Annotated in this window: 21 protein-coding genes; 10 read left to right on the top strand and 11 right to left on the bottom strand. The window is 58.2% G+C overall.

Annotation, left to right across the window (positions count from 1 at the left end):
* The first annotated feature begins 49 nt into the window (after positions 1-49).
* A complete protein-coding gene (fbp, locus tag GNG27_RS02485) occupies positions 50-1,048 on the top strand; it encodes a class 1 fructose-bisphosphatase (RefSeq protein ID WP_156262773.1) in 999 nt (332 codons plus the stop codon).
* 159 nt (positions 1,049-1,207) lie between these two features.
* Positions 1,208-1,561 carry a LysR family transcriptional regulator gene (locus GNG27_RS02480; protein ID WP_156262772.1) on the top strand — a complete coding sequence of 118 codons (354 nt, stop codon included), beginning with the start codon at positions 1,208-1,210 and terminating at the stop codon, positions 1,559-1,561.
* Here the strand turns inward: GNG27_RS02480 and GNG27_RS02475 are convergent.
* The 5 genes from GNG27_RS02475 to ytfQ all read right to left on the bottom strand — a co-directional run bounded on the left by GNG27_RS02475 (position 1,536) and on the right by ytfQ (position 7,784).
* Positions 1,536-3,104 carry a methyl-accepting chemotaxis protein gene (locus GNG27_RS02475; protein ID WP_156262771.1) on the bottom strand — a complete coding sequence of 523 codons (1,569 nt, stop codon included), beginning with the start codon at positions 3,102-3,104 and terminating at the stop codon, positions 1,536-1,538. The genes GNG27_RS02480 and GNG27_RS02475 overlap by 26 nt on opposite strands.
* A gap of 93 nt (positions 3,105-3,197) precedes the next feature.
* Positions 3,198-4,199, bottom strand: a complete 1,002-nt coding sequence (yjfF, locus tag GNG27_RS02470) for a galactofuranose ABC transporter, permease protein YjfF (RefSeq protein WP_156262770.1) — start codon at positions 4,197-4,199, stop codon at positions 3,198-3,200.
* Entirely contained in the window at positions 4,186-5,211 is a 1,026-nt protein-coding gene (gene ytfT / locus GNG27_RS02465; protein WP_142487994.1) for a galactofuranose ABC transporter, ATP-binding protein YtfT, read from the bottom strand. The genes yjfF and ytfT overlap by 14 nt, the downstream gene beginning before the upstream one ends.
* Before the next feature lie 10 nt (positions 5,212-5,221).
* Complete coding sequence (ytfR, locus tag GNG27_RS02460; RefSeq protein ID WP_156262769.1) at positions 5,222-6,724, bottom strand: galactofuranose ABC transporter, ATP-binding protein YtfR; 1,503 nt, start codon at positions 6,722-6,724, stop codon at positions 5,222-5,224.
* Between the two features lie 103 nt (positions 6,725-6,827).
* On the bottom strand, positions 6,828-7,784 hold the full coding sequence (ytfQ, locus tag GNG27_RS02455; protein ID WP_032616231.1) for a galactofuranose ABC transporter substrate-binding protein YtfQ: 957 nt from the start codon (positions 7,782-7,784) through the stop codon (positions 6,828-6,830).
* A gap of 309 nt (positions 7,785-8,093) precedes the next feature.
* Here ytfQ and ppa point away from each other — a divergent pair, with 309 nt between their 5' ends.
* Together ppa and GNG27_RS02445 are read left to right on the top strand one after the other, a co-directional pair.
* The gene (gene ppa, locus GNG27_RS02450; protein WP_103178006.1) at positions 8,094-8,621 is read left to right on the top strand and encodes an inorganic diphosphatase; all 528 of its coding nucleotides are present in this window, start codon (positions 8,094-8,096) and stop codon (positions 8,619-8,621) included.
* 219 nt (positions 8,622-8,840) lie between these two features.
* Positions 8,841-10,424: a methyl-accepting chemotaxis protein gene (locus GNG27_RS02445; protein ID WP_156262768.1), complete on the top strand. Its 1,584-nt coding sequence runs from the start codon at positions 8,841-8,843 to the stop codon at positions 10,422-10,424.
* A 37-nt stretch (positions 10,425-10,461) separates the two neighbouring features.
* Here the strand turns inward: GNG27_RS02445 and GNG27_RS02440 are convergent, their stop codons facing one another.
* Genes GNG27_RS02440 through tamA form a run of 3 tightly spaced genes read right to left on the bottom strand, consistent with a single transcriptional unit; the run spans position 10,462 to position 16,315 of the window.
* A complete protein-coding gene (locus GNG27_RS02440) occupies positions 10,462-10,806 on the bottom strand; it encodes a gamma-glutamylcyclotransferase (RefSeq protein ID WP_142487991.1) in 345 nt (114 codons plus the stop codon).
* Between the two features lie 2 nt (positions 10,807-10,808).
* Entirely contained in the window at positions 10,809-14,585 is a 3,777-nt protein-coding gene (tamB, locus tag GNG27_RS02435) for an autotransporter assembly complex protein TamB (protein WP_156262767.1), read from the bottom strand.
* Positions 14,582-16,315: an autotransporter assembly complex protein TamA gene (tamA, locus tag GNG27_RS02430; protein ID WP_142487989.1), complete on the bottom strand. Its 1,734-nt coding sequence runs from the start codon at positions 16,313-16,315 to the stop codon at positions 14,582-14,584. Before tamA ends, tamB begins: the two co-directional genes overlap by 4 nt.
* A gap of 224 nt (positions 16,316-16,539) precedes the next feature.
* On the opposite strand from tamA, the gene msrA reads away from it, so the two are divergent.
* Together msrA and GNG27_RS02420 are read left to right on the top strand one after the other, a co-directional pair.
* Complete coding sequence (msrA, locus tag GNG27_RS02425; RefSeq protein WP_156262766.1) at positions 16,540-17,181, top strand: peptide-methionine (S)-S-oxide reductase MsrA; 642 nt, start codon at positions 16,540-16,542, stop codon at positions 17,179-17,181.
* 188 nt (positions 17,182-17,369) lie between these two features.
* The gene (locus tag GNG27_RS02420; protein ID WP_142487987.1) at positions 17,370-18,707 is read left to right on the top strand and encodes a hemolysin family protein; all 1,338 of its coding nucleotides are present in this window, start codon (positions 17,370-17,372) and stop codon (positions 18,705-18,707) included.
* A 58-nt stretch (positions 18,708-18,765) separates the two neighbouring features.
* Here the strand turns inward: GNG27_RS02420 and GNG27_RS02415 are convergent, their stop codons facing one another.
* Complete coding sequence (locus GNG27_RS02415) at positions 18,766-18,972, bottom strand: DUF1107 domain-containing protein (RefSeq protein ID WP_032616223.1); 207 nt, start codon at positions 18,970-18,972, stop codon at positions 18,766-18,768.
* 325 nt (positions 18,973-19,297) lie between these two features.
* Between GNG27_RS02415 and GNG27_RS02410 the strand changes: the two genes are divergently transcribed.
* Positions 19,298-19,855: a YtfJ family protein gene (locus tag GNG27_RS02410; RefSeq protein WP_142487986.1), complete on the top strand. Its 558-nt coding sequence runs from the start codon at positions 19,298-19,300 to the stop codon at positions 19,853-19,855.
* Here the strand turns inward: GNG27_RS02410 and cysQ are convergent.
* Entirely contained in the window at positions 19,849-20,589 is a 741-nt protein-coding gene (cysQ, locus tag GNG27_RS02405) for a 3'(2'),5'-bisphosphate nucleotidase CysQ (protein ID WP_142487985.1), read from the bottom strand. The genes GNG27_RS02410 and cysQ overlap by 7 nt on opposite strands.
* Before the next feature lie 190 nt (positions 20,590-20,779).
* On the opposite strand from cysQ, the gene cpdB reads away from it, so the two are divergent.
* Positions 20,780-22,723, top strand: coding sequence for a 2',3'-cyclic-nucleotide 2'-phosphodiesterase (cpdB, locus tag GNG27_RS02400; protein ID WP_156262765.1), 1,944 nt, complete (start codon positions 20,780-20,782; stop codon positions 22,721-22,723).
* A gap of 48 nt (positions 22,724-22,771) precedes the next feature.
* Here the strand turns inward: cpdB and GNG27_RS02395 are convergent, their stop codons facing one another.
* Positions 22,772-23,152, bottom strand: a complete 381-nt coding sequence (locus GNG27_RS02395) for a helix-turn-helix domain-containing protein (protein ID WP_197090553.1) — start codon at positions 23,150-23,152, stop codon at positions 22,772-22,774.
* A gap of 89 nt (positions 23,153-23,241) precedes the next feature.
* Between GNG27_RS02395 and GNG27_RS02390 the strand changes: the two genes are divergently transcribed.
* On the top strand, positions 23,242-24,090 hold the full coding sequence (locus GNG27_RS02390) for an SDR family oxidoreductase (RefSeq protein WP_156262763.1): 849 nt from the start codon (positions 23,242-23,244) through the stop codon (positions 24,088-24,090).
* 80 nt (positions 24,091-24,170) lie between these two features.
* The gene (locus GNG27_RS02385) at positions 24,171-24,995 is read left to right on the top strand and encodes an AraC family transcriptional regulator (protein WP_156262762.1); all 825 of its coding nucleotides are present in this window, start codon (positions 24,171-24,173) and stop codon (positions 24,993-24,995) included.
* Positions 24,996-25,030 lie beyond the last annotated feature (35 nt).

Raw genomic sequence — 25,030 nt, 5'->3', positions numbered from 1 at the left:
TTGTTGGGCATCAACAACTTTACTCAACATCCAATGCAGGGAAGGTGTTATGAAAACGTTAGGTGAATTTATTGTCGAAAAGCAGCACGAGTTCTCGCATGCTACCGGTGAGCTCACTGCTTTGTTGTCGGCAATAAAGCTGGGCGCCAAGATCATCCATCGCGATATCAACAAGGCCGGTCTGGTCGATATCCTGGGTGCCAGCGGTGCTGAAAACGTGCAGGGCGAAGTTCAACAGAAACTCGATCTGTTCGCGAACGAAAAACTGAAAGCTGCACTGCGCGCACGCGACATCGTTGCGGGGATCGCCTCGGAAGAAGAAGACGAAATCGTCCTCTTTGAAGGGTGTGAACATGCAAAATATGTCGTTCTGATGGATCCGCTGGATGGCTCCTCCAACATCGACGTTAACGTCTCTGTCGGCACGATTTTCTCCATTTACCGCCGCGTCACCCCTGTCGGCACTCCGGTAACCGAAGAAGATTTCCTGCAGCCGGGCAACAAGCAGGTCGCTGCGGGCTATGTGGTTTACGGCTCCTCCACCATGCTGGTCTACACCACCGGCTGCGGCGTGCATGCCTTTACCTACGATCCTTCACTGGGTGTGTTCTGCCTGTGCCAGGAGCGCATGCGCTATCCGCAGAAAGGCAGCACCTACTCCATCAACGAAGGGAACTACATTAAATTCCCGGCGGGCGTGAAGAAATACATCAAATTCTGCCAGGAAGAGGATAAAGCGACCCAGCGTCCTTACACCTCGCGCTATATCGGCTCCCTGGTGGCGGATTTCCACCGCAACCTGCTGAAAGGCGGGATCTACCTCTATCCAAGCACCGCCAGCCACCCGGAAGGCAAGCTGCGTCTGCTGTACGAGTGCAACCCGATGGCCTTCCTCGCCGAGCAGGCGGGCGGTAAAGCCAGCGACGGTAAAGAGCGGATTATGGATATCATTCCTGAGAGTCTGCACCAGCGCCGTTCGTTCTTCGTCGGCAACGATCATATGGTGGAAGACGTCGAACGCTTAATCCGTGAATACCCGGATGCCTGATTTATTCGTTTGATCAAAAGGGGCCGCCCGGCCCCTTTTGTTTTTCCAGTGATTTATACCTTTGTCGGTATAACACTATATAAAAATGCTGCTGTAACCCACCGACTCAATCCGTCATCATTACGGCATTCAAATAGTGTTCAACGGAAATCAGCAGAAATGAAAAATCTCTCTCGCTCATCCACTGGTATCGACCTCAATCTGATTCCGGTATTTATTGAAGTCGTCAGGTGCGGGAGCATGGCCAAAGCCTCTTTACGTCTTGATATGTCCAGACCGGCCGTGAGCCTGGCGCTGAAACGCTTTGGGATGCTGTTTAATGAGCCGCTGTTTACCCGCAAAGGCCTGTTTCTTGAGCCAACGCCCTATGCGCTGCATCTGACCGCCGAGATGGAAAAGCTGCTGGGCTTGATCCACGACCATATCGCCAGCGCGCCGTCCGCCGGAGAGAGCATCCCGACGCCAGCGGCGCCGGAACGCGATGAGGCTATACCTGTTGCGTCGACAGTTTAAACGACGACATCGCCTCGATAAGCTCGCGTGATTGCTCTTCCAGCGAGCGCGTCGCGGCGGAAGACTGCTGCACCAGAGCCGCGTTTTGTTGCGCGGTTTCGTCCATCTGATTGACCGCAATATTCACCTGCTCAATACCCCGGCTCTGCTCGTGCGACGCGTTGGCAATCTCACGCATCAGGCGGGTCATGCGCATCACTTCGGTGGCGATCTCATCCATGGTTTCACCCGCCTGCTGGGCCAGATCGCTGCCTTCACTGACGTGTGACTGCGAATCGCTAATCAGGGTGCGGATCTCTTTTGCTGCATCGGCGCTGCGGCTGGCGAGGATACGCACCTCACCGGCCACCACCGCAAAACCACGCCCCTGCTCACCCGCGCGGGCCGCTTCTACCGAGGCGTTCAGCGCCAGGATATTGGTCTGGAAGGCAATGCCGTCGATGACGCTAAGAATATCGGCGATGCGGTCGGCGCTGCCGGAGATGTCGCGCATCTTCTCAATCACGTAGCACACCATTTCGCTGCCGCGATCGGCAGTATCAGACATCGTCTTCGCCACCTGGTGTGCCTGCTCGGCGTTGTGGGCGTTCTGTTTCACCGTGGCGGTGAGTTCTTCCATGCTGGCCGCGGTCTGCTCCAGCGAGGTAGCGGTCGACTCCGTACGCTGGGCCAGGTGCATGTTGCCGGCGGTCAGCTCCCGGCTGCCGGTATCGATCTGCGAACTGGCATCGCGCACGCGCAGTACCGAGCCCATCAGCGACTGGCGCATCTCTTCGATGGCGGCATTCAGGCGGTTAAACTCCTGGCTGGCGGGTGCGCTGAGGGCGTGGGTCAGATCGCCGGCCGCCACGTGCTCAAGCTGGGCGATAGAGGTGGAGAGCGGCTTCAGCAGCATATGACGCAGGGCCAGCCAGGCCAGCACAATGATGCCCGCGGTCAGCAGCGCGGCGACGATAATCAGCAGCATCACCCGCTCTTTGCTGGCCTGCACCGCCGCCACTTCGGCTTTACCGCGGCTGTCGCTCCAGGCCTGGAAAGCCTGCATGTCGTTATCGAACTGACGCGCCACCGGCACCAGGTGGTTCTCCAGCAGATCGTAATAGGCATCGGCGCTCTGCTCTTTCAGCGCGTTCTGCATCGGCACGATCCCCTGGGCGTTATAGGCCGCAAGGCTCGCCGCAACCTTCTTCAGCAGTTGCTCGCCTTCGGGATCCTTTACTCCGCCATCGATCACGTTTTTCAGCGTGGTTTGTGCCTGAGTGATTTCGTCATTGATGTTCTTCACCGATTTGGCGGCATCATCCAGCAGGCCCACCTCCATCATGCGAACGGCCTGCCCCGCCTCGTTGCGCGCGCGCAGGATCAGGGTGTAGCCCGAATTGAGCTGCACCAGCTGCTCGCCCTGAAGATGATTAATGCGCTGCAGTGAAGCGGAACTCTGCGTGAGGGCATAAATGCCAATACCGCTGACGAGCAGCAGCAGGAGGGTCATGACGGCCAGTAACGAAAGCAAGCCGGTACGAATCGATAGCGTTTTAAGCATGATGTTATTTCCGGTAGCGAGATAAATCTGGACAGAATTAAAGGTTATCGGCCGCTACCGGAAAAGATTTAGACTTACAGCAAATTCAGTATGTTACTGGTTTGTAGTTGTTGTGCTAACCCGTGTTACAGGCGAGCTCTGGCGGTTCTCCCACAGCACCGTCAGCCCACGCTGCAGGGCGATAAAGATGAACAGCAGGATGCCAATCGCAATCTTGGTCCACCACGAGCTGAGGGTGCCGTCGAAGTTGATATAGGTCTGGATCAGCCCCTGGATCGCCACCCCGAACAGCGTACCCAGCACCGTACCGACCCCGCCGCTGAGCAGCGTGCCGCCAATCACCACCGAGGCAATGGCGTCCAGCTCCACGCCCACTCCCGCAAGGGCATAGCCCGCCTGGGTATAGATGGAGAAGACGATCCCCGCCAGCGTCGCCAGCCCGGTTGAGAGCATATAGATACGAATGGTGGTGCTGCGGGTGGAGATCCCCATCAGGTTGGCAGAGGTCGCGCTGCCGCCGATGGCATATACCTCATTGCCGAAGCGGGTGCGGTGGGCGAGGAAAATGCCAATCACCACCACCCCCAGCATCACCAGCCCGAGAATGCTCAGACGCCCGCCGCCGGGAATTTTCCACGCCAGACTGGAGAGGGTGTCGTAGACCGGATGGTTGATCGGGATTGACTCCTCGGACACCAGATAGCTGACCCCGCGCAGGAAGAACATCCCGGCGAGGGTGATAATGAATGCCGGGATCTTCAGGGCGTCGATCAGCAACCCCATAAAGGCCCCGAAGGCGCAGCCCATCGCCAGCACCAGCGGGAAGGCCAGCAACGGAGAGATACCCCAGTAGCCGATCGCTTTCGCCAGGAAGACGCCGGTAAAGGCGATCACCGACCCCACGGAGAGATCGATCCCGCCGGAGAGGATCACGAAGGTCATACCGACGGCGATGATCCCGAGGAAGGCGTTATCGGTCAGGATGTTGCAGATCACCCGCGTCGAGGCAAAACCGGGGAATTGCGTCAGACAGTAGAGATAGCCCAGCACGAACACGCCCAGGGTGATCATTAACGGTAAATTACGTTTTATCATGGCCACGCATCCCCTTAATTAGACTGATAAAGCGCGGCGACTGGACGATCAGCACGCAGAGCACCACTACCGCTTTCACCACCTGATTGAGCTCCGGCGGGAAACCGGACAGCAGGATCCCGGTGTTCATCCCCTGGATAATCAGCGCGCCAATCACCGACAGCAGCAGGTTAAAGCGCCCGCCCATCAGCGACCCGCCGCCGATCACCACCGCAAGGATCGCATCCAGCTCCAGCCACAGGCCGGCGTTGTTGGCGTCCGCCCCGCGAATATCCGCCGCGACGATAATCCCGGCAATGGCGGCGCACACCCCGCTTAAGACGTAGGTCAGCATCACCATCAGGCGGGTACTGACCCCGGCGTTTTTCGCCGCGCGAATGTTAATCCCCACCGCTTCAATAAACATCCCGAGGGCGGTTTTGCGGGTGAACAGCCAGAAGGCAATCAGCGTCACCACCACGATGATCACCGGCGTCGGAAAGAACAGCAGCGAGCCGCTGCCGATCCACGCCAGATTGGGGGCGTTGAAGGTGACGATCTGCCCGGAGGTGATCAGCTGCGCCACCCCGCGTCCGGCCACCATCAGGATCAGGGTAGCAACGAAGGGCTGTATTTTGAGGATCGCCACCAGGATGCCGTTCCACAACCCTGCCAGCACACCGGTACCCAGCGTCACCAGCAGTACCACCGGCAGGCTGTGTCCGGCTACGGTCATCGAGGCTGCCGTGGCACCCGCGATAGCCATCACCGCCCCGACCGACAGGTCGATACCGCCGGTAGCGATCACCAGGGTCATACCAATCGCCAGCAGAGCCACCGGCGCGGCGCGGTTTAAAATATCAATCGGGCTGCCGAACAGGCGGCCATCCTGAAGGATAATCTGATAAAAATGCGGTGAAACGAGGCTATCCACCAGCAGCACCAGCAGCAGCGCAATGATTTGCGGCATACCGGTGGGCCAGCGGAAGCGGCGCTTCGGCTCGCCGGTCTGAGAGAGTGAACGTGACATCACGATGTACTCCTTATGCCGCAATGGCGTTCATGATTGCCGGAACGGACAGCGCGTCCAGCGGGATCTCGGCCACCTGTTGCCGGTCACGCATGATGATCACGCGATCGGCGTAGCCCACCAGCTCCTCCAGCTCCGACGAGATAACCAGCAGTGCCAGGCCGTCGGCGCAGAGGGTTTCGATCAGGCGGATGATCTCCGCATGCGCCCCCACGTCGATACCGCGCGTCGGCTCGTCGAGGATCAGGAACTGCGGTTTGGTCAGCAGCCAGCGCGACAGCAGCACCTTCTGCTGGTTGCCGCCGGAGAGAAACTCGATCGGCTGCTCCGCGCTCGGGGTGCGGATGCCCAGCTGGCGAATAAAGCGTTCGGCAATGGCGTTCTGCTCTTTACGCGGAATGGGCCGCAGCCAGCCGCGCTGGGCCTGCAGGGCCAGAATGATGTTTTCGCGCACCGAGGCCGCGGCAATAATCCCGTCGGTTTTCCTGTCTTCCGGGCAGAAACCGATCCCGAGGCTGGAGGCCTGATGCGGGGAGCGCAGCGCCTGGGGCTTGCCTTTAATCAGGGCACTGCCGGTGTCGGCAGGCTTAATGCCGAAGATCACCTCGGCGGTTTCGGTACGACCGGAGCCTAACAGCCCCGCCAGGCCGACAATCTCGCCGGGACGCACCTCCAGGTTAAAGGGCGCAATGGTGCCCTTCCTGCCGTAATCCTTAAATGCCGCAATGGGTTTCTCGCTGAGCAGCGTCCGGCCCGCACGCTGCAGGGCGTTAGTCTCCAGCTCGCGGCCGAGCATCATTTTCACCAGCTCGATTTGCGGCAGCTCGCGGGTTTCGCGGCAGCCGACAAAGCTGCCGTTACGCAGCACGGTAATGCGGTCGCTCACCTCATAGACCTGATCGAGGAAGTGGGTGACGAAGATCAGGCTTACCCCCTGATCGCGCAGCTGGCGCATCAGGGTGAAGAGCATCTCCACCTCCTGGGTATCCAGGCTGGCGGTGGGTTCATCGAGGATCAGCACTTTGGCGGAGAGATCGATGGCGCGGCAGATGGCGACGATCTGCTGCATCGCCACCGAAAAGCGGTTCAGCGGTTCGCGCACGTCGAGGGAAAAGCCGTAGGACTCCATTAGCTTCGTGGCGCGGGCTTCCATCTCTTTGCGGCGCAGCAGGCCAAAGCGTCGTGGCTCGCGGCCGATAAACAGGTTATCGGCCACCGACATGTTCGGCAGCAGGTTCACTTCCTGATAAACCGTCCCGATCCCCAGCTGCTGGGCATGGGCGGTATTTTTGGGCGAAATGGCCTGGCCTTCCAGCCAGATGGTGCCGCGATCGGCGTGATACACCCCGGTCAGGGCTTTAATCAGGGTCGATTTCCCGGCGCCGTTCTCGCCTAATAGCGCCATAATCTCGCCACGGCGCAGGCTGAAATCGACGCTATCCAGCGCTTTCACGCCGGGAAAGTATTTGCTCAATCCTTCTGTGCGGAGGATTTCCTGGTGTTGGTTTGTGGTCATGGTTCCCCCTGCATCACGCCGGATGGCGCTACGCTTATCCGGCCTACAAAAAGCGTATCGTAGGCCGGGCAAGCGCAGCGTCGCCCGGCATTTTCACTGGAGCTTAGTAGCCCATATTTTTCTTCTTCTCTAACTCTTCTTTAGCGGTATCAGGCAGGTAGAGGGTGGATTTGGTAATGGTGACTTTCTCCGGCATGGTGCCGTCTTTCTTGAATTTTTCCAGCGCGTCGAAGGCCGGGCCTGCCATGTTTGGCGTCAGCTCAACGCTGGCGTTGGCCTCTTTATCGATCATCGCCTTATAGATATCCGGCACGCCGTCGATGGAGCCGGTCAGAATATCGGTGCCCGGTTTCAGACCCGCTTCTTTAATGGCCTGAATGGCGCCGATCACCATGTCGTCGTTATGGGCGTAAACCATGCAGATGTTTTTGCCGTTGTTCTCGGCTTTGATGAAGCTCTCCATAACCTCTTTCCCTTTACTGCGGGTGAAGTCGCCGGACTGAGAGCGGATAATCTTGATGTTTGACGCTTTGGAGATGGCATCAGCAAAGCCTTTCTTACGATCGATGGCCACGCTGGCGCCGACGGTGCCCTGCAGCTCAACCACGTTACACGGCTTGCCATCCACCTGTTTCACCAGCCACTCACCGATTAATTTACCTTCCAGGACGTTGTCGGCGGTAACGGTAGTCATATAGAGAGATTTGTCTTTTACATCGATGGAACGATCGAGCAGGAACACCGGAATTTCGGCATCTTTGGCTTCTTTCAACACCGGCTCCCAGCCTGTTGCCACGACCGGCGCAATGAAGATGGCGTCAACGCCCTGGGCGATAAAAGAGCGTACCGCTTTGATCTGGTTTTCCTGCTTTTGCTGACCATCTGCGATTTTCAGCGTGATGCCGCGCTTTTCGGCCTCGCTTTTCGCGACGTTGGTTTCAGCCGCTCGCCAGCCTGATTCCGAGCCGACTTGTGCGAATCCTACGGTTAATGGGGCGGCCATCGCCATAGACGACATGGCTGCTGAAACTGCTGTGACAAGAAGTAAGCGCTTCCACATAAGAACGTCCTCGTAGGGTAGTTTATTGTTGGGTAAAAGGTGTTCTGCGAACAGACTATAGACAATGCGAGATGTAACGGAGTGTGTTACATCACACTTCAGAGAAGTGAATAAAACGTTAATCACAAGTTTGTAATCGCTTTCATTGAGCCATTAAAAATGCGGCTGAGTTTATGGATTATCTTGTCATGAGAAAGGGCTGATAGTGGCATCCGCGAGAAGGGAATGGCGAAAACAGGCGAAGACATTCGGCGCCAGTTGGCTATAATACTCGCCACTTGATTACCAATCATTTTAAAGGACACAGACATGAGCTTACTCAACGTCCCAGCGGGTAAAGAACTGCCGGAAGACATCTACGTAGTTATCGAAATCCCGGCGAACGCTGATCCTATCAAATACGAAATCGACAAAGACACCGGCGCGCTGTTCGTTGACCGTTTCATGTCTACCGCGATGTTCTACCCGTGCAACTACGGTTACATCAACCACACCCTGTCCCTGGACGGTGACCCGGTAGACGTGCTGGTCCCAACACCATACCCACTGCAGCCGGGCTCCGTGATCCGCTGCCGTCCGGTTGGCGTGCTGAAGATGACCGACGAAGCCGGTGAAGATGCGAAACTGGTTGCGGTACCGCACACCAAGCTGAGCAAAGAGTACGATCACATTAAAGATGTGAACGACCTGCCAGAACTGCTGAAAGCGCAGATCGCCCACTTCTTCGAGCACTACAAAGATCTCGAGAAAGGCAAATGGGTGAAAGTGGAAGGCTGGGACAACGCAGAAGCTGCTAAAGCGGAAATCGTTGCCTCCTTCGAGCGCGCTAAGAAGTAATTCTTACCCTGCGAAACGCCCCGACACGTCGGGGCTTTTTTATGCCCGTCAATTGTCACTAAACTGTCACATAGACTTTTTCTCCTGAAGTATTAGTTAGATAGCGTGTTTCTCCTGCCCTAATCCCCCTTCGCTCTCTTAAAGTCTGTCAGCCGTCGGTCGATACCTTCGTTACGTGATCACGATCGCTTTATTTCACCAGGGAAATACCTGCTACAGATGAAACTCAACACCCTTACCATTGGCCAGCGGCTGGGGCTGCTGGCCGCACTGTTGCTGCTTGCAACGCTCTTCACCGGCCTGCGCGGGCTGGCGATTAACAACGACAGCCTGAGGCAGCAAGAACAGATTATGACGATGGAGCAGTCCATCACCGAAAGCATCGATACCGCGCGTAGCGCCCAGGTGCAGTTCAAGATCCAGGTGCAGGAGTGGAAAAACACCCTGCTGCGCGGAGCCCAGGGACAGGAGGCGTTCGATAAATACAAAAATGCCTTTAGTCGTGAGAGCCAGGCCACCCAGGCGCTGCTCACTCATTTGAGCGAGCTGCTGCCCAAAATCGGTATGGATAATCGCGAGGTGCTGGCAACCCGTCAGATCCACGCCGGGCTGGAGCAACAGTACCTGAAAGCGCTGGCCGATTATCAGGTGGGGAATGTGACCAGCGCCCAGCGCGTGGATAGGCAGGTCACCGGCATTGACCGTGAACCGACCAGAATGATCGACGAGGTGGTGGCAAACACCCTCCAGCACGCAAAGGTGCTTCACCAGCAGATCGCTGACCAGAACCAGGCCCGCTATCAGCAGACCCGCTGGATGCTGGTGCTGACGATGGCATTAACTCTCGGCGCCGGAATGCTGGTGACCTGGTGGTTAATTCGCAGCATCACCCGGCCCCTGGCCCAGGCGGTCAGCATCGCCCGTACCGTGGCCGCCGGGGATTTGCAGTCCCGCTTTACGGTTGCCGGTCGCGATGAGACGGCCGAACTGATGCATGCCCTGCAGGAGATGAACATCAACCTGACCCGCATTGTGTCCGGGGTACGCAGCGGCACCGAGACCATCGCCACCGCCTCGGCACAGATTGCCAGCGGCAGCCATGAACTCTCTTCCCGTAACGAAGCCCAGGCCAGTGCCCTGGAGCAGACCGCCGCCTCAATGGAAGAGCTGACCTCGGTGGTCAAAAGCAACGCGGAACATTCACGCACCGCCAGCGATCTGGCCCGCAATGCCCGTCTGGTGGCGCGTCAGGGGGAAGAGGCCGTGGATCGTGCCATGCAGACCATGAGCGAGATCCATAATTTCTCCAGCGAGATCAACACCATTATCAGCATGATCGACAGTATCGCCTTCCAGACCAACATCCTTGCGCTGAACGCCGCGGTCGAAGCCGCCCGGGCGGGAACCGAAGGCCGTGGATTCGCGGTGGTGGCTGCTGAAGTGCGTGCCCTGGCTCAGCGTTCCGCCTCGGCCGCCAAAGAGATCCGCGTCCTTATCGATCGCTCTGTCAGCCGCATCGATGAGGGTAATGGTCAGGTCAAAGAAGCCGGGGTTGCCATGGCCGGTATTCTGCACAGCGTCAGCAAGGTGAGTGAACTGATTGAGGCGATCTCGTTAGCCAGCCACGAGCAGAGCACCGGCATCGATCAGGTGAACGTGGCCGTCACCCATATGGATGCCGCCACGCAGCAAAACGCTACGCTTTCGCAGGAGTCGTCCGCGGCGGCGCAGGCGATGCATCGCCAGGCTGAACAGCTGCTGGAGACGGTGCAGATCTTTAAGCTGCGCCAGGAAGGGGCATAACAAAAAACAACGCCACCCGAGGGTGGCGTTGTTTATCTCAGTACTGGTCTCTGTCTAACCAGTTACCGCTTTCAATCAGCGTCAGGCCGTCCACCGAACGTTGGTACACGTACATCCATGCACTGCCGTAAGGTGTCTGGATCAACTGGCGAGCGTATTCCCCGCCTCTTGTGCGCAAGGCATCAAGTTCGGCCAGCGTGGCATTATCAATACGATACACTTCACCGTGCACTGCTCCGTTCCCCGGAACCGCGCCTGGATAGTGGCCCAGGCTGTACAACTGGTAGTTCTCGATACTGTAATCCCCCAGCAACTGGGCGTTGGTCATCCAGTGGCTGTTGCCTTGCCTGGTTCGTAAACTACCGTAGACAAATATTCGCATTGCTAGAACTCAAACTGATAGAGCAAATCGAGTGCCTGATCTACGCCAGACACCGCTTCCAGATATAGCTTAGGCATCAGGCGATAGCGTAACGTGAGTGTCGCCAGCGAGTCAAAGATCCCCACGCCATATTTCACCTGCAGACCCGGCAGTACATAGCCGCTGACCACCACCTGGGAAGAGTCACCGACTCCCTGGGTGTCCAGCGCCAGATTGCTTACGCCAAACGTCTCCCCGATTTTACCCACAACCTGACCACTTTGTGCAACCCCCAGGCCGACTAACATTGAGGTCATCGCCGCACTGTCGCTCTGATTGCTGTCCAGACCTTGCCCGCGCAGCAGGTATGAGAGCGCTTCCTGCTGGGACATCGCCGGGTCGGAGAAAATTTCCGCTTTCGGTTCGTCCGCGGTGCCGGTCACGCGCACCCCGGCGATCACGTCATTCTCGGTAGCTTCCGGGTTACGGATCGCTTCGATATTCAGCAGGGGCTGATCTGGCGGACCGGAGAACAGCAGCTCGCCTTTACGCACAATCAGATCCTGCCCGTAAGCGTGGAAGCGCCCTTCCGGAATGGTGATCTGCCCGTTCAGGCCCAGCCCCTGTTTATCCTGCGCGACCTTCAGATCGCCTGTCAGCCTCGCCTTCAGGCCAAAGGCATCCAGCCGCACGTTGTTGCCCACATGCACGATCAGGTTGCTGTTGATCGGGATAGAGGCCCGCTGCGTCTCCTCCGGCTGCAGATTGTTATCGAGCATGACCTCATCGCTGGAGACGCCTACCGCGCTCTCCGGCAGGTCATGGACTACGATGCGCGCCCATGGGACATCGACCCGGCCGTCGAGGGTGAACAGCTGCGGCGTGGCCTCAAAGACCACGTCCGGCGAGACGTCCAGCCGCACCATCGGCGGCACCGTGATGCGCACCTTGCTGCCCTTGGCCGCCACCCTCGCGCGCCAGTTGTCGATCTGGCTCCAGTCGGCATCGCCGCTGAGGTTGATCTGCCCCTGCTGGGTGCGAACGGTCCCCGCCAGCGTCGAGCTCATGCCGTTGAAATTCATCGCCAGCTGGCTCGGCAGCATATCGAACGGCATAAAGTTGCCGTCGATATCCACTCCGTTAAGCTGCATCTGACCAAACAGCTGCGGGCTTTGCGCGCTGCCGGCCAGCCGCAGGTTGGCGTTCAGCATCCCGGCCGCCTTCTCGCCGCGGGAGAAAATGGCGTTTGCCATCGCCAGGTTGAGATTGCGGATGTTGACGTTGCCGCCCAGATTGCGCTGCCCCTGCGGATCGGTCACCTGGATCTGGCCGTCAAACTGGCCGTTGTTGGCGAGGCGGATGAGCCAGCCCAGTTCGGCGCGGTTGTTATGCAGATCGGCGGTCAGATTCAGGGTAGTAAACGCCAGCGGCAGCGGCGCATCGTTCACCACCTGCGTCACCTTCACGTTACGCCCGGAGAGCGTGACGTTGCCCTGCGGCAGTCCTGGTTTGGTGGCATCCCAGGCGACATCGGCCTTGCCGCTAAACACGCCGCTGGCCTGGGTAGACTCCGGCATAAACGGCTTGAGCATCGCGAGGTCAAAGCGGTTGAGGTTCACCACCGCCCGCCCTTCGGCCCCTGCATCAACGGTTTGCGGCACGCACAGCTCGGCGTTCGGGTTGGTCCAGCAGTGCGGCCCGATGCTGATCTTCTGCTCCGCGTTGCGGTAATCCAGCGCAATGGAGCGGGTTAACGACCAGGGTCCCACCGGGGTGGCGAAGCGGGTGTTATCCAGGGTGCCTTTCCAGCGCATCTCTTTACGGTCAAAACTGCCGGCCAGGTGCAGCTGGCCGGAGACCGGCTCGCCCTGCACGCGCAGCTGGAGATCGTGCTGCTTCTCGCTACCTTTGGCTTCCAGCGTCACCTGACTGAGGTTTACGCCCGGCTGGGAAATACGATCGACGCGCAGGTTCAGGTGCCCGGCGATCTGGTCGGTGGATTTGACATCGCCGTCGACGCGAACGCGGGCGATGGTGAGCTCCTGCCAGCGCAGGCCGTTGGCGGTGATATCGGCCAGCAGCTGCGGGGCCTCGACCGTGCCGCGCACCTTAACCAGCCCTTTCGCCGTTCCGCCCAGCCCTGGCAGGGCATTATCAAGATTCGGTGCGTCGATGGTGGCATCCAGATCCAGATCTTTCACCCCCAGCTCGCCCTTGATGTCGGCGGTATTGCGGCCCAGCGCCACGTGCAGACCCGGGATGATCCACTGCAGGTAGCTGTTGCCCTTCAGCGAGCCATGTACATCCACCTTGTTCTGCTTCACGTTGCCGGTGATCTTCAGCTCCGGTACGTCCATCTGCCAGCTGCCGCCGTACAGGCTGCCGCGGGTTTTAATCAGTCCGTCGAGCTTCGATGGCCAGTCCGGCACCTCTTTGGCGGTGTTGATCCCGGTGAGCTTCAGCTCCCCGCGCCAGCTGATCGCCTTCTGCCAGTCGAGCAGCGCCGTCAGCTCGGTTTTCCCCTCCAGCGCCGCAACCGTCAGCTTATCGAGGTTGATCTGCTGCTCGTTCCCCTTCGCATCCAGTGTGATACCGGCGGGAGGCAGCCCCTCCCCTTTCACCGCGGTGCGGAACGACAGGGTGTAGTCGGTCATTTTGCCGGTGAGCTTCAGCTTCACGTCATCGGCCTGATACTGCTTCTCGCCGGTGAAGGGCCAGTAGAGCTGTTCGCTGACCACTTCCAGGTTGAGCGGCAGGCCCGCCTCGGCAAGCCGGGTCTGGCCGCGCAGCACCAGATCCACCGGGCCGGAGAGGTTCACGCCAAACTCCAGCTGCTCGCGCAGGGCGCCGCCGACCTTCAGCTTCACCTTCTCACCCTTGATTGGGTCGATGTTCAGGCTGCTGTTGAGGGTGATATCCACCGGCCAGTTATCCCGCAGCTGCGCATTGCCGGTGGCGTTGACGCTCCCCTGGTTGGTGTCGATATCCAGCGCGTCGAGCTTCATGTTGCCGTCGATACTGCTCACCTTCAGCAGCATGTTGAAGACCGTCAGATCGGTATCGCCGGTCAGGCGCAGCTGCTCGCCCTTAAACTCTTCGATATTGAGGTTCAGCGGCAGATGAACGTCGGTCATCTCCGGCAGGACAGGTTTAGAGAAGAGATCTTTCAGCGTTTCGCCCAGCGGCTTCTCTTCCGGCTGCGGATTCTGAATTTTTGGCTCGACGATCTCTTCCTGCGCCACCTCCGCCACTTTCGGCAGGGCAATCAGCAGCCCCTGCAAAGCGGTCGGGGTCAGGGTCAGGTTCTTCTCCTGCCAGCGCAGGCCGGAGGTGAAGTCCATCACCGACACGGTGGTGTCGTCGATTTTGACGTTGACGTTATTCAGCGCCACCCGGCTAAGGGTAATCGGGTATGGCGTGGAGAGATCCAGCGGCCCGCTCTCCTCTTCGGCGGGCGGCGCCGCTTCCGGCATTTTTTTCGAATCTATCGTCACGAAGACATCCTTTAACGACAGATCGTTGATGCACAGGCTGCTGTCGCGCAAACAGCTGAGCTTCACCGCCAGGTGCAGATCCCCGGCGTTGACCGCCACGCCCGGCTGATCATAGCGGACGTTTTTCAGATGCAGGTCGCGCCAGCCGCCGGTGACCTGGCCAATCTCCAGCCCCGGTACCCAGCGGTTAGCCGCCTTAAACAGCAGATGCAGCCCGCTGGTGGTCCCCACCAGAAAGGCCACCGCGGACAGCAGCAGCAGGATAAACAGCACAACGCCGAGGCTGATTTTCTTCCATAAACTCATAATTCAGGCCCCAGACCGATGTAAAACTGTAAACCGTGTTCATCTTTATCCCCCACCGGCACGGCGAAATCGAGCTTGATCGGCCCGACCGGTGACTCCCAGCGCACCCCGACGCCCGCGCCGGTTTTAAAGTCGCTGCGGCGGATATCGCTCACCGCTTCCCCGCTGTCGATAAAGGTCGCCCCCCACCATTTTCCGGTGACGTTGTACTGATACTCCAGCGAGCCGGTAGCCAGCTTCGAGGCCCCAATCAGCTTGCCGTCGTCATCTTTCGGCGCGATGGATTTGTATTTATAGCCACGAATGCTGCGATCGCCCCCGGCGAAGAAGCGCAGATCCGGCGGCACTTTCTCGAAGTCGCCGGTTTCGATCCAGCCCAGATTGCCGCGCATCACGAAGCGATGCCGGTCATAGAGGGTGCGGATCCAGGCGTTCTGCGCCTGCACCACCACAAAGTCAACATCCGAGCCCCAGGCGGTATTGGAGTAGTCCACTGAATAGCGCTGGGAGTCGCCCCAGGTCGGCATCAGCCCGCCGCGGGAGCGGGTCCGGCTGATCATCACCCCAGGATAGAGCAGCATGGTGGTGTTGGTGACGTTGGCCTGGGTAAAGTGATCGAGGCTCCAGCGAAGGTTAATGGCGCGCTGCCAGCCGCTGGAGAGGTCCCAGTAGCGTGACACGGCGAGGGTCGTGGAGTCGGCTTCGGTATCGTTCAGATCGGTACGCTTAAAGCCGCCCTGCACCAGGTAATACTGCTCAAGCGGGTTTTTCAGCAGCGGCATTTTATAGCTGAAATCGAGCTGCTGCTCGGGCGCGGAGATACTGGCGTTGGTGGTCAGGCTGTGGCCGTAGGAGTTCATCCACGGCTTTTTCCACGTCGCTTTTACCCGCGGACCGACGTCGGTGGAGTAGCCGACCCCGGTCTCGATGGTGTTCTCGGTGCGCGGCGAGACCACGCCATGCAGCGGCAGCACTTTGGTCTTGCGCGCTTTATCAAACTCCGGGGCCACCACTACCGAGTTAAACCAGCCGGTAGCAGAGAGGCGGCGGTTAAGCTCGGCCAGATCTTTCGACTGGTAATAGTCGCCTTCTTTAAAGGGGATCAGGTTCTGCAGGTACTCGTCGCGGATTTGCGAGCCTTCGAAGGTCACATCGCCGAAGCGGTAGCGTTCCCCGCTGTCGTAATCGATGTCCCAGAACGCCTGATGCCGGTCGAGAGAGACGCCCAGCTGGCTTTTGTTGAACTGGCTGTCGAAGTAGCCTTTGCGCAGCGCCACTTTAGTGAGATCTTTTTTGAAGCCGTCATAATCGCTGTGATTGAGCACGGTGCCGTTCTTCGGCCGCGTATTCAGCAGATCAAGGTAGTCATGGTCGGTGCGCGCGCCGCCACGCAGCACCACGTCCGTGCCGCCGATCAGCACCGGCTCGCCCGGCTTGACGCGGGCAATCAGCACCTGCCGCCCTTTGGCCGGCGGTGGACGCAACTCAAAGTCGATGGTGGGTTCGTAATAGCCGAGCGCTTTTAAACCGCCGCGGATGGCGTCATCCACGCGGGCGCGGAAGCGACGGTCTGGCGTCACTTCGTCGCTCTGGATCGTGGAGAGCTGTGCGCGTACGTTTTTTTGCAGCGCGCCGGATAGCCCCTCAACCTGCAAACGAACATTCGCCGCATCGGCGACTCCGCTTGTCAGCAAGAAACTGACTAAACATAACTGGCGGATTTTTGGCACGTTTTCTCCTGAATATCCTTGTTTCCACCCCTGGAAGCATATGAAGTGCCGCTCCGCAGCAGATCACGGCATAAAGCCCAAAACCCAATTCACGGGTTGAAAAATGGTTAAACAACCTAATATTTCTTATGTTTAAATCTAGACTCATTCACCGCATTTATTGTGTTCAATTAAACGCGTCGTGACAACCTTAACCCAAACATCACCTACCCGGAGGTCACACCGTGAGTTTATTCGATAAAAAGCACCTTGTTGCTCAGGCGGATGCATTACCGGGACGTAACACCCCTATGCCCGTCGCCACGCTGCACGCCGTGAACGGTCACTCGATGACCCATGTTCCCGACGGGATGGAGATCGCCCTGTTCGCGATGGGCTGCTTCTGGGGCGTGGAGCGCCTGTTCTGGCCGCTGCCGGGGGTCTACAGCACTGCGGCGGGCTACACCGGCGGCTATACCCCTAACCCAACCTACCGCGAAGTCTGCTCCGGCCAGACCGGCCATGCCGAGGCGGTACGGGTGGTGTATGACCCAAACGTCATCAGATACGAACAGCTGCTGCAGGTGTTCTGGGAAAACCACGACCCGGCGCAGGGCATGCGTCAGGGTAATGACCACGGCACCCAGTACCGCTCGGCGATCTATCCGCTCACTCCGGAACAGGACGCGGCGGCCCGCGACAGCCTGGCGCGCTTCCAGCAGGCGATGCGCGACGCCAACGACGACCGTCAGGTGACGACCGAGATCGCCACCGCTCTGCCGTTCTACTACGCAGAAGACGATCACCAGCAGTATCTGCATAAAAATCCGTACGGCTACTGCGGTATCGGTGGTATTGGCGTTTGCCTGCCGCCTCAGCTGGCATAACAGTAAACCGGTTCTGCCTGTTTGTGGGCAGAACCGGCTCAAAAAGTGATCTCTGGCGACTTTACAGTTCGTTACGCTATACTAGCCGCTGAAATAACCGGCCTACCGCTTCGGACCGGTGTTCAAAATGTCTACAACCCTGTGTGACCAACTTCCCTCCGAGGATCTGGCGAGAAGCCGGATAAGATATGTTAAACAGTATTTTAGTAATACTTTGTCTGATAGCCGTCAGTGCATTTTTCTCAATTTCAGAAATTTCCCTGGCCGCGTCCCGTAAAATTAAACTCAAACTTCTCGCCGATGATGGCGATATTAATGCTCAACGTGTGCTGAAAATGCAGGAAAACCCGGGGATGTTCTTCACCGTGGTGCAAATTGGCCTCAATGCGGTCGCCATCCTGGGCGGTATTGTCGGCGATGCCGCCTTCTCCCCGGTGTTCCATAGCGTGTTCTCTAAGTACTTTTCCCCTGAACTCTCCGAGCAGTTGAGCTTTATCCTCTCCTTCTCGCTGGTGACCGGCCTGTTCATTCTGTTTGCCGATTTGACCCCGAAACGCATCGGTATGATTGCGCCCGAAGCCGTGGCTTTGCGCATCATCAACCCGATGCGCTTCTGCCTGTTCGTGTTCCGTCCGCTGGTGTGGTTCTTTAACGGCCTGGCGAACACCATTTTCCGCCTGTTCAAGCTGCCGATGGTGCGTAAAGACGACATCACCTCTGATGACGTTTACGCCGTGTTCGAGGCCGGTGCGTTGGCAGGGGTGCTGCGTAAGCAGGAGCATGAGCTGATCGAGAACGTGTTTGAGCTGGAGTCCCGTACCGTGCCGTCGTCGATGACCGGCCGCGAGAACGTGATCTGGTTCGATCTGCACGAAGACGAGCAGAGCCTGAAGACCAAGGTGGCGGAACATCCGCACTCCAAGTTCCTGGTCTGCAATGAAGATATCGATCACATCATTGGCTATGTCGACTCCAAGGACCTGCTGAACCGCGTGCTGGCGAACCAGAGCCTGGCCCTGAACAGCGGCGTGCAGATCCGCAATACGCTGATTGTCCCGGACACCCTGACGCTCTCCGAGGCGCTGGAAAGTTTCAAAACCGCCGGGGAAGACTTCGCGGTGATCATGAACGAATACGCGCTGGTGGTGGGGATCATAACCCTCAATGACGTGATGACCACCCTGATGGGTGACTTGGTGGGCCAGGGTCTGGAAGAGCAGATTGTGGCGCGCGATGAGAACTCATGGCTGGTGGACGGCGGCACGCCGATTGACGACGTGATGCGCGTGCTGGATATCGACGAGTTCCCGCAGTCCGGCAACTACGAGACCATTGGCGGCTTTATGATGTTTATGCTGCGTAAGATCCCGAAACGCACCGACTCGGTGAAGTTCTCGGGCTACAAGTTCGAAGTGGTGGATATCGACAACTACCGCATCGACCAGCTGCTGGTGACGCGCATCGACAACAAGCCCACCGTGCTGGTGCCGAAACTGCCGGATGCCGAAGAGAACGCTTCGGCCTAAGCCAGAAACATCAACGGCTCCCTTTGGGAGCCGTTTTTTTTACTGCATAGCACGTTGGTTAAGCCATCTCAGTTTGCAGACGCATAACCTGACGGTTGACTTCGGACATCACAGAAAAGTGCTGTTTATCCTTCACTTTTGGGACAAGGATTTTGCCCTTATCAAACTCAAAAGCGCCAACATCCTTGATATACAACCGTCCACGGAACAGGATTTTTACGTATTTCGCCACCTGAAGCGGATTGTAGCGTTGAAAAATTTTCATTCTATTATCTCCTGCGAATCATACGCTCTTGCGGCGCCACAATCGGGCCGACTCTCTGGAGCGCAAATTTTGTTGCCCAATGACTATAGACGAGAAAAACGGTGACACCCAGTCTGCATAAGTTTATTTACCTTTTGATGACAAATAATCAGAATATTCTTTGCAATGGTCACTTTCGAACAGTATATGCCTTCGTTTTTGTGCAGATATGTGCGTTCCCCCTCACTCTGGCACCGGGATTGCGGGTAAAGCGCCGCGATCGCACTTATGATTAAAAGCTATGACCAAGTGGTCGGATCACCTGCCAAAAAAATAAGGAAACACCATGACCCTACGTAACATCCTGGCAACTGCCTGCCTGTTGCTGCCACTGATGGCTTCTGCACATAATTTCGAGAAGGGACAACGTGTGCCGCCGGTGGGCATTGCCGACCGGGGAGAATTGATCCTCGACAATAATGAGTTTAGCTACAAAAAATGGAATAGCGCGCAGCTCCCAGGCAAAGTGCGAGTTGTGCTACATATTGCCGGCCGCTCGTCGGCAAAAGAGAAAAACGCAACCTTGATTGAAGCGATCAAGTCGGCACATTTACCAAAAGATAGTTACCAGACCACCACCATCGTCAACACCGACGATGCGATCCCGGGCTCGGGCATGTTTGTGCGCAGCAGCCTGGAGAGCAATAAAAAGCTCTATCCGTGGTCGCAGATCATCGTCGACAGTAACGGTACGGCACGCGGCGCGTGGCAGCTGGAAGAAGAGAGTTCAGCGGCGGCCGTACTGGATAAAGAGGGCCGCGTTCAGTGGGCGAAAGACGGGGCGCTGACCCAGGAAGAGGTGCAGCAGGTGATTGCCCTGCTGCATAAGCTGCTCGGTCAGTAAAGCGAGACCCGGAAGCCGGGATTGAGGAAGGATTCACGCGGGGTATAGTCGAGCGGCTTGCCCTGCCAGTCGTGAACGTGCGCTCCCGCGGCGGCGGCAACGGCGTGGCCTGCCGCCGTATCCCAGACGTTGGTCGGCCCGAAACGAGGATAGAGCTGCGCCTGCCCTTCTGCCACCAGGCAGAACTTCAGCGAGGAGCCAATCGAGGTTGTCTGATGCTCACCCAGCTGATGCAGATACTCCTGCAGTTCGTTATCCGAGTGCGAACGGCTGATCACCACCAGCGGCGGACGGGCATCACGCACCTGAATCTGCTTACGCACGCCGCACTCTTCTTTCCACGCTTTGCCGTCGGCGGCGCTGTACATCACCTTCAGCACCGGGGCATAGACCACCCCCAGCACCGCTTTGCCTTTCTCAATCAGGGCAATGTTCACGGTGAATTCACCATTACGTTTGATGAACTCCTTGGTGCCATCCAGGGGATCGACCAGCCAGTAACGCTGCCAGTGCTGGCGTTCGTCCCAGGGCTGAGGATCTTCTTCTGACAGCACCGGAATATCGGGCGTCAGCGCCTGCAGACCCTGCAGGATCACCCCGTGCGCCGCGAGATCGGCGGCGGTCACCGGTGAGTCATCGATTTTTTGGATCACGTCCATCGGGATCTTGCCATCATAGACCTGCATGATGGCATCGCCCGCATCCCGTGCGAGCTGACAAATTTTATCTAACATTCTCCACCTCTTTGTTAACACAGTGGGTTTAACTCTTTGTTTTATTTATATCGCATTGTGAATAAATCCGCTATCTGTGAAGCAATTCCGGTTTCAGGGATCTTTTTTCTGGCAGGATTCACAATTCTGTAAGCAAAAAAATATAGATACATATTCTTTTGTGGCCTGGTTCAAAAAAAGGACTCCTCTGATGATTAAGTTTAGCGCAACGCTCCTGGCGACGCTGATTGCAGCGAGCGTACAGGCGGCGACGGTCGATCTCCGCATTCTGGAAACGACCGACCTGCACAGCAATATGATGGACTTCGACTACTACAAAGATGCGCCGACGGAAAAGTTTGGTCTGGTGCGCACCGCCAGCCTGATTAACGCCGCCCGCAGCGAAGTGAAAAACAGCGTGCTGGTCGATAACGGGGACTTAATTCAGGGTAGTCCGCTTGGCGATTACATGGCGGCGAAAGGTCTGAAAAAGGGCGATATCCACCCGGTTTACAAGGCGCTGAACACGCTGGATTACGCGGTGGGCAACCTCGGTAACCATGAGTTTAACTACGGGCTGGATTATCTGCACATGGCGCTGTCCGGGGCCAAATTCCCGTACGTTAACGCCAATATCATCGACGTTAAGACCAACAAGCCGCTGTTCACCCCTTATCTGATCAAAGAGACTTCCGTGGTCGACCAGGACGGGAAAGCGCAGACCCTGAAGATTGGCTATATCGGCTTTGTGCCGCCGCAGATCATGACCTGGGATAAGGCCAACCTGAGCGGCAAAGTGACGGTCAACGACATTACCGAAACCGCCCGTAAGTATGTGCCGGAGATGCGCGAGAAAGGCGCCGATCTGGTGGTGGTGGTGGCCCACTCCGGTCTCTCTGCCGATCCGTATCAGGCGATGGCGGAAAACTCGGTCTACTACCTCAGCGAAGTGAAAGGCGTCGACGCCATTCTCTTCGGTCACGCCCACGCGGTGTTCCCGGGCAAAGATTTCGCCAGCATTAAAGGGGCGGACATTGCCAGAGGGACGCTCAACGGCGTGCCGGCAGTGATGCCGGGCATGTGGGGCGATCACCTTGGGGTGGTCGATCTGGTGCTGAATAATGACGGCGGCAAATGGCAGGTCACTGAGTCGAAGGCCGAAGCGCGACCGATTTACGATCTGGCGGCCAAAAAAGCGCTGGTGGGCGAGGATAAAAAGATCGTCGAGGTGCTGAAGCACGACCACGACGCCACCCGCGAGTTTGTCAGCAAGCCGATCGGTAAGTCTTCCGACAACATGTACAGCTACCTGTCGCTGGTGCAGGACGATCCCACCGTGCAGGTGGTGAACATGGCGCAGAAAGCCTACGTGGAGCGCTATATTCAGGGCGATCCGGACCTGGCGAAACTGCCGGTGCTCTCCGCCGCCGCGCCGTTTAAGGTGGGCGGGCGCAAGAACGATCCGGCCAGCTACGTCGAAGTGGAAAAAGGCCAGCTGACCTTCCGTAACGCCGCCGACCTCTATCTCTATCCGAACACCCTGGTGGTGGTCAAAGCCACCGGTCAGGAGGTGAAGGAGTGGCTGGAGTGCTCGGCCGGACAGTTCAACCAAATCGATAAGAACAGCACCCAGCCGCAGTCGCTGATCAACTGGGACGGGTTCCGCACCTATAACTTCGACGTGATCGACGGCGTGGAGTACCAGATTGATGTTTCCCGGCCGGCGAAATATGACGGCGAGTGCCAGGTGGTGAATGCTCAGGCGGAGCGTATCAAAAACCTGACCTTCAACGGCAAACCCATTGATCCAAAAGCGACCTTCCTGGTAGCAACCAACAACTATCGCGCCTACGGCGGTAAGTTTGCCGGGACCGGCGACAGCCATATCGCCTTCGCCTCACCGGACGAGAACCGCTCGGTGCTGGCGGCATGGATCGGTGAGCAGTCGAAAAAATCGGGTGAAATCCACCCGGCAGCGGATAACAACTGGCGTCTGGCGCCGATCCACAGCGACGTGAAGCTGGATGTTCGCTTTGAGATATCGCCATCAGAGAAAGCGGCGGCGTTTATCAAAGAGAAAGCGCAGTATCCGATGCAGCAGGTCGCGACCGATGAGATCGGATTCGCGATTTATCAATTAGATTTGAGCAAATAGCAGCAAGTGCGTTGTGTAGGCCGGGTAAGGCGCAGCCGCCACCCGGCATCACGCCGCACGCTCGTCCCGGTTGCTCATCACCTGGGGTAAATTCAGCTCGATCCAGTCGGCCAGCGCCGCTACTTTCTCGCTCACCTCCTCTCCCAGCGGCGTCAGGCTGTACTCCACGTGCGGGGGTACCACCGGGTACGACACGCGATTAATAAACCCATCCTGCTCCAGGGCCTGCAGCGACTGGGCCAGCATCTTCTCGCTCACCCCGCCCATCTTGCGGCGCAGATCGCTAAAGCGGTGCGTCCCCTGACGCAGCGCCACCAGGATCAGCACGCCCCAGCGGCTGGTCACATGCTTGAGCACATCCCGGGAAGGGCACTGCTCGGCAAAGAGATTGCCGTCGCGCAGTTGCTCGCTAAGGGTTGGATTCGTCATTTGATACTTACCTTTTTGTACGTACTTACTAAAAGTTAGCTTGAGTGTTAGTGTGCCACAACATTCACACGAGACGAAGGATATTCATCATGATCGCGATTACCGGCGCTACCGGCCAGCTTGGCCAACTCGTTATTGAACAGCTGCTGAAAACCGTTCCGGCCAGCCAGCTGGTCGCCATTGTGCGTAACCCGGCGAAGGCCGACGCGCTGAGCCAGCAGGGGGTGACCGTCCGTCAGGCCGATTACACCGACCAGGCCGCCTTCAGTGCCGCGCTTGCGGGCGTGGATAAACTGCTGCTGATCTCCTCCAGCGAAGTGGGCCAGCGTGCGCCGCAGCATCAGAACGTGATTAACGCGGCGAAGGCGGCGGGCGTGAAATTTATCGCCTACACCAGCCTGCTGCATGCCGACACTTCCCCGCTGGGGCTGCACGTGGAACACGTCGACACCGAAAAAGCGCTGGCAGCCTCCGGCATTCCTTACGCCCTGCTGCGTAACGGCTGGTATACCGAAAACTACCTCGCCAGCGCCCCACCGGCTCTGGAGCATGGCGTCTTCATCGGCTCTGCGGGTGAAGGCAAAATCGCTTCTGCCACCCGCGCCGACTATGCCGCCGTTGCGGCCCGCGTCATCAGCGAAGAGGGTCATGCCGGTAAAGTCTATGAGCTGGCAGGCGACCAGGCGTGGACGTTAGGCGACCTGGCTGCCGAACTCAGCCGCCAGAGCGGGAAAAACGTGGCGTACCAGGACCTGAGCGAGGCCGATTTTGCCGCCGCGCTGAAGGGCGTGGGCTTGCCGGCGGGCCTGGCGGATATGCTGGCCGACTCCGATGTGGGTGCCTCGAAAGGCGGTCTGTTTGATGACAGCCGCACCCTGAGCGCGCTGCTGGGTCGCCCGACCACGACTCTGGCCGAGAGCGTGAAGGGCATCCTGTAATTGTTAAAAGCTGGTTAATTATTGTGGCATCCCTGCGGGTCATCTCTGATAATGAGATCTGACCCGCGAGGAGGCTCACCGTGCAAGGCGTACCCGAACAGTTCTTTGATGAGAGAGACAGCGCGCGCTTCCGCCATCTGGCGCAGCTGCCGGGCGTGGAGCTGTATCACGCTCATATCTCCCGCTACGCCTTTGAGCCCCACACCCACGAGGCCTTCGGTATCGGCGCTATTGAAGCCGGTGCCGAACGCTTTCGCTATCGCGGGACGCAGTACGTCGCTCCCGTCCATTCCGTTGTGACCATGAATCCCGATGAGCTGCATACCGGCGAGGCCGAAACCGCCGACGGCTGGCGCTACCGCATGATCTACCTCGAGCCGGATCTGCTGGAAGAGGTGACGGGCATCCGCCACTGGTGGTTCAGCGAGGTCATCCGCCACGATCCCCGCCGTTCGCAGCAGATCGGGCAGCTGATCTATGGCCTGTGGCATACCGACGATCCGCTGGCGCAAAAGGGAATGCTGCTGGATCTGATTGATACCTTCCAGCCGCTGGCGCGCCATGCCCCGGTTCTGCACGAAGGGACGCATCGCTTCGAGCGCGTGCGCGACTATCTGCATGACAACTATATGCACTCCCTGACCCTCGATGAGCTGGCGCAGGTGGTGTCGCTCAGCCCGTATCATTTCCAGCGCCAGTTTAAGGCCCATTTTCACGTCACGCCCCACCAGATGCTGATGGCGATCCGCCTGTGGCGCGCCAAAGCCTTTCTTACTCAAGGACTCCCGGCGGCAGAAGTGGCCGCCGCGACGGGCCTGACCGATCAGTCGCACCTGACCCGGGCGTTTACGCGTCGGTACGGCATCACCCCCGTGCGCTACCAGAAACAGGTCGCGAAGCGCTAATGCGCAATCTCATACAATACGCCCCCCTTTTGCCT

The organism is Leclercia sp. 119287, from assembly GCF_009734485.1.
Classification (GTDB): domain Bacteria; phylum Pseudomonadota; class Gammaproteobacteria; order Enterobacterales; family Enterobacteriaceae; genus Enterobacter; species Enterobacter adecarboxylatus_C.
Note: the sequence above shows the minus strand (reverse complement) of the source record. Positions and strands in the feature narration are given on the sequence as shown.

Excerpts from the sequence above, each read along its gene's own strand:
- GNG27_RS02445 (WP_156262768.1), top strand. The coding sequence starts at position 8,841 with ATGAAACTCAACACCCTTACCATTGGCCAGCGGCTGGGGCTGCTGGCC.
- GNG27_RS02410 (WP_142487986.1), top strand. The coding sequence starts at position 19,298 with ATGACCCTACGTAACATCCTGGCAACTGCCTGCCTGTTGCTGCCACTG.
- fbp (WP_156262773.1), top strand. The coding sequence starts at position 50 with ATGAAAACGTTAGGTGAATTTATTGTCGAAAAGCAGCACGAGTTCTCG.
- GNG27_RS02415 (WP_032616223.1), bottom strand. The coding sequence starts at position 18,972 with ATGAAAATTTTTCAACGCTACAATCCGCTTCAGGTGGCGAAATACGTA.
- cysQ (WP_142487985.1), bottom strand. The coding sequence starts at position 20,589 with ATGTTAGATAAAATTTGTCAGCTCGCACGGGATGCGGGCGATGCCATC.
- GNG27_RS02475 (WP_156262771.1), bottom strand. The coding sequence starts at position 3,104 with ATGCTTAAAACGCTATCGATTCGTACCGGCTTGCTTTCGTTACTGGCC.
- GNG27_RS02390 (WP_156262763.1), top strand. The coding sequence starts at position 23,242 with ATGATCGCGATTACCGGCGCTACCGGCCAGCTTGGCCAACTCGTTATT.
- ppa (WP_103178006.1), top strand. The coding sequence starts at position 8,094 with ATGAGCTTACTCAACGTCCCAGCGGGTAAAGAACTGCCGGAAGACATC.
- GNG27_RS02480 (WP_156262772.1), top strand. The coding sequence starts at position 1,208 with ATGAAAAATCTCTCTCGCTCATCCACTGGTATCGACCTCAATCTGATT.
- ytfQ (WP_032616231.1), bottom strand. The coding sequence starts at position 7,784 with ATGTGGAAGCGCTTACTTCTTGTCACAGCAGTTTCAGCAGCCATGTCG.
- tamB (WP_156262767.1), bottom strand. The coding sequence starts at position 14,585 with ATGAGTTTATGGAAGAAAATCAGCCTCGGCGTTGTGCTGTTTATCCTG.
- GNG27_RS02420 (WP_142487987.1), top strand. The coding sequence starts at position 17,370 with ATGTTAAACAGTATTTTAGTAATACTTTGTCTGATAGCCGTCAGTGCA.
- GNG27_RS02440 (WP_142487991.1), bottom strand. The coding sequence starts at position 10,806 with ATGCGAATATTTGTCTACGGTAGTTTACGAACCAGGCAAGGCAACAGC.
- GNG27_RS02395 (WP_197090553.1), bottom strand. The coding sequence starts at position 23,152 with ATGACGAATCCAACCCTTAGCGAGCAACTGCGCGACGGCAATCTCTTT.
- yjfF (WP_156262770.1), bottom strand. The coding sequence starts at position 4,199 with ATGATAAAACGTAATTTACCGTTAATGATCACCCTGGGCGTGTTCGTG.
- cpdB (WP_156262765.1), top strand. The coding sequence starts at position 20,780 with ATGATTAAGTTTAGCGCAACGCTCCTGGCGACGCTGATTGCAGCGAGC.
- ytfR (WP_156262769.1), bottom strand. The coding sequence starts at position 6,724 with ATGACCACAAACCAACACCAGGAAATCCTCCGCACAGAAGGATTGAGC.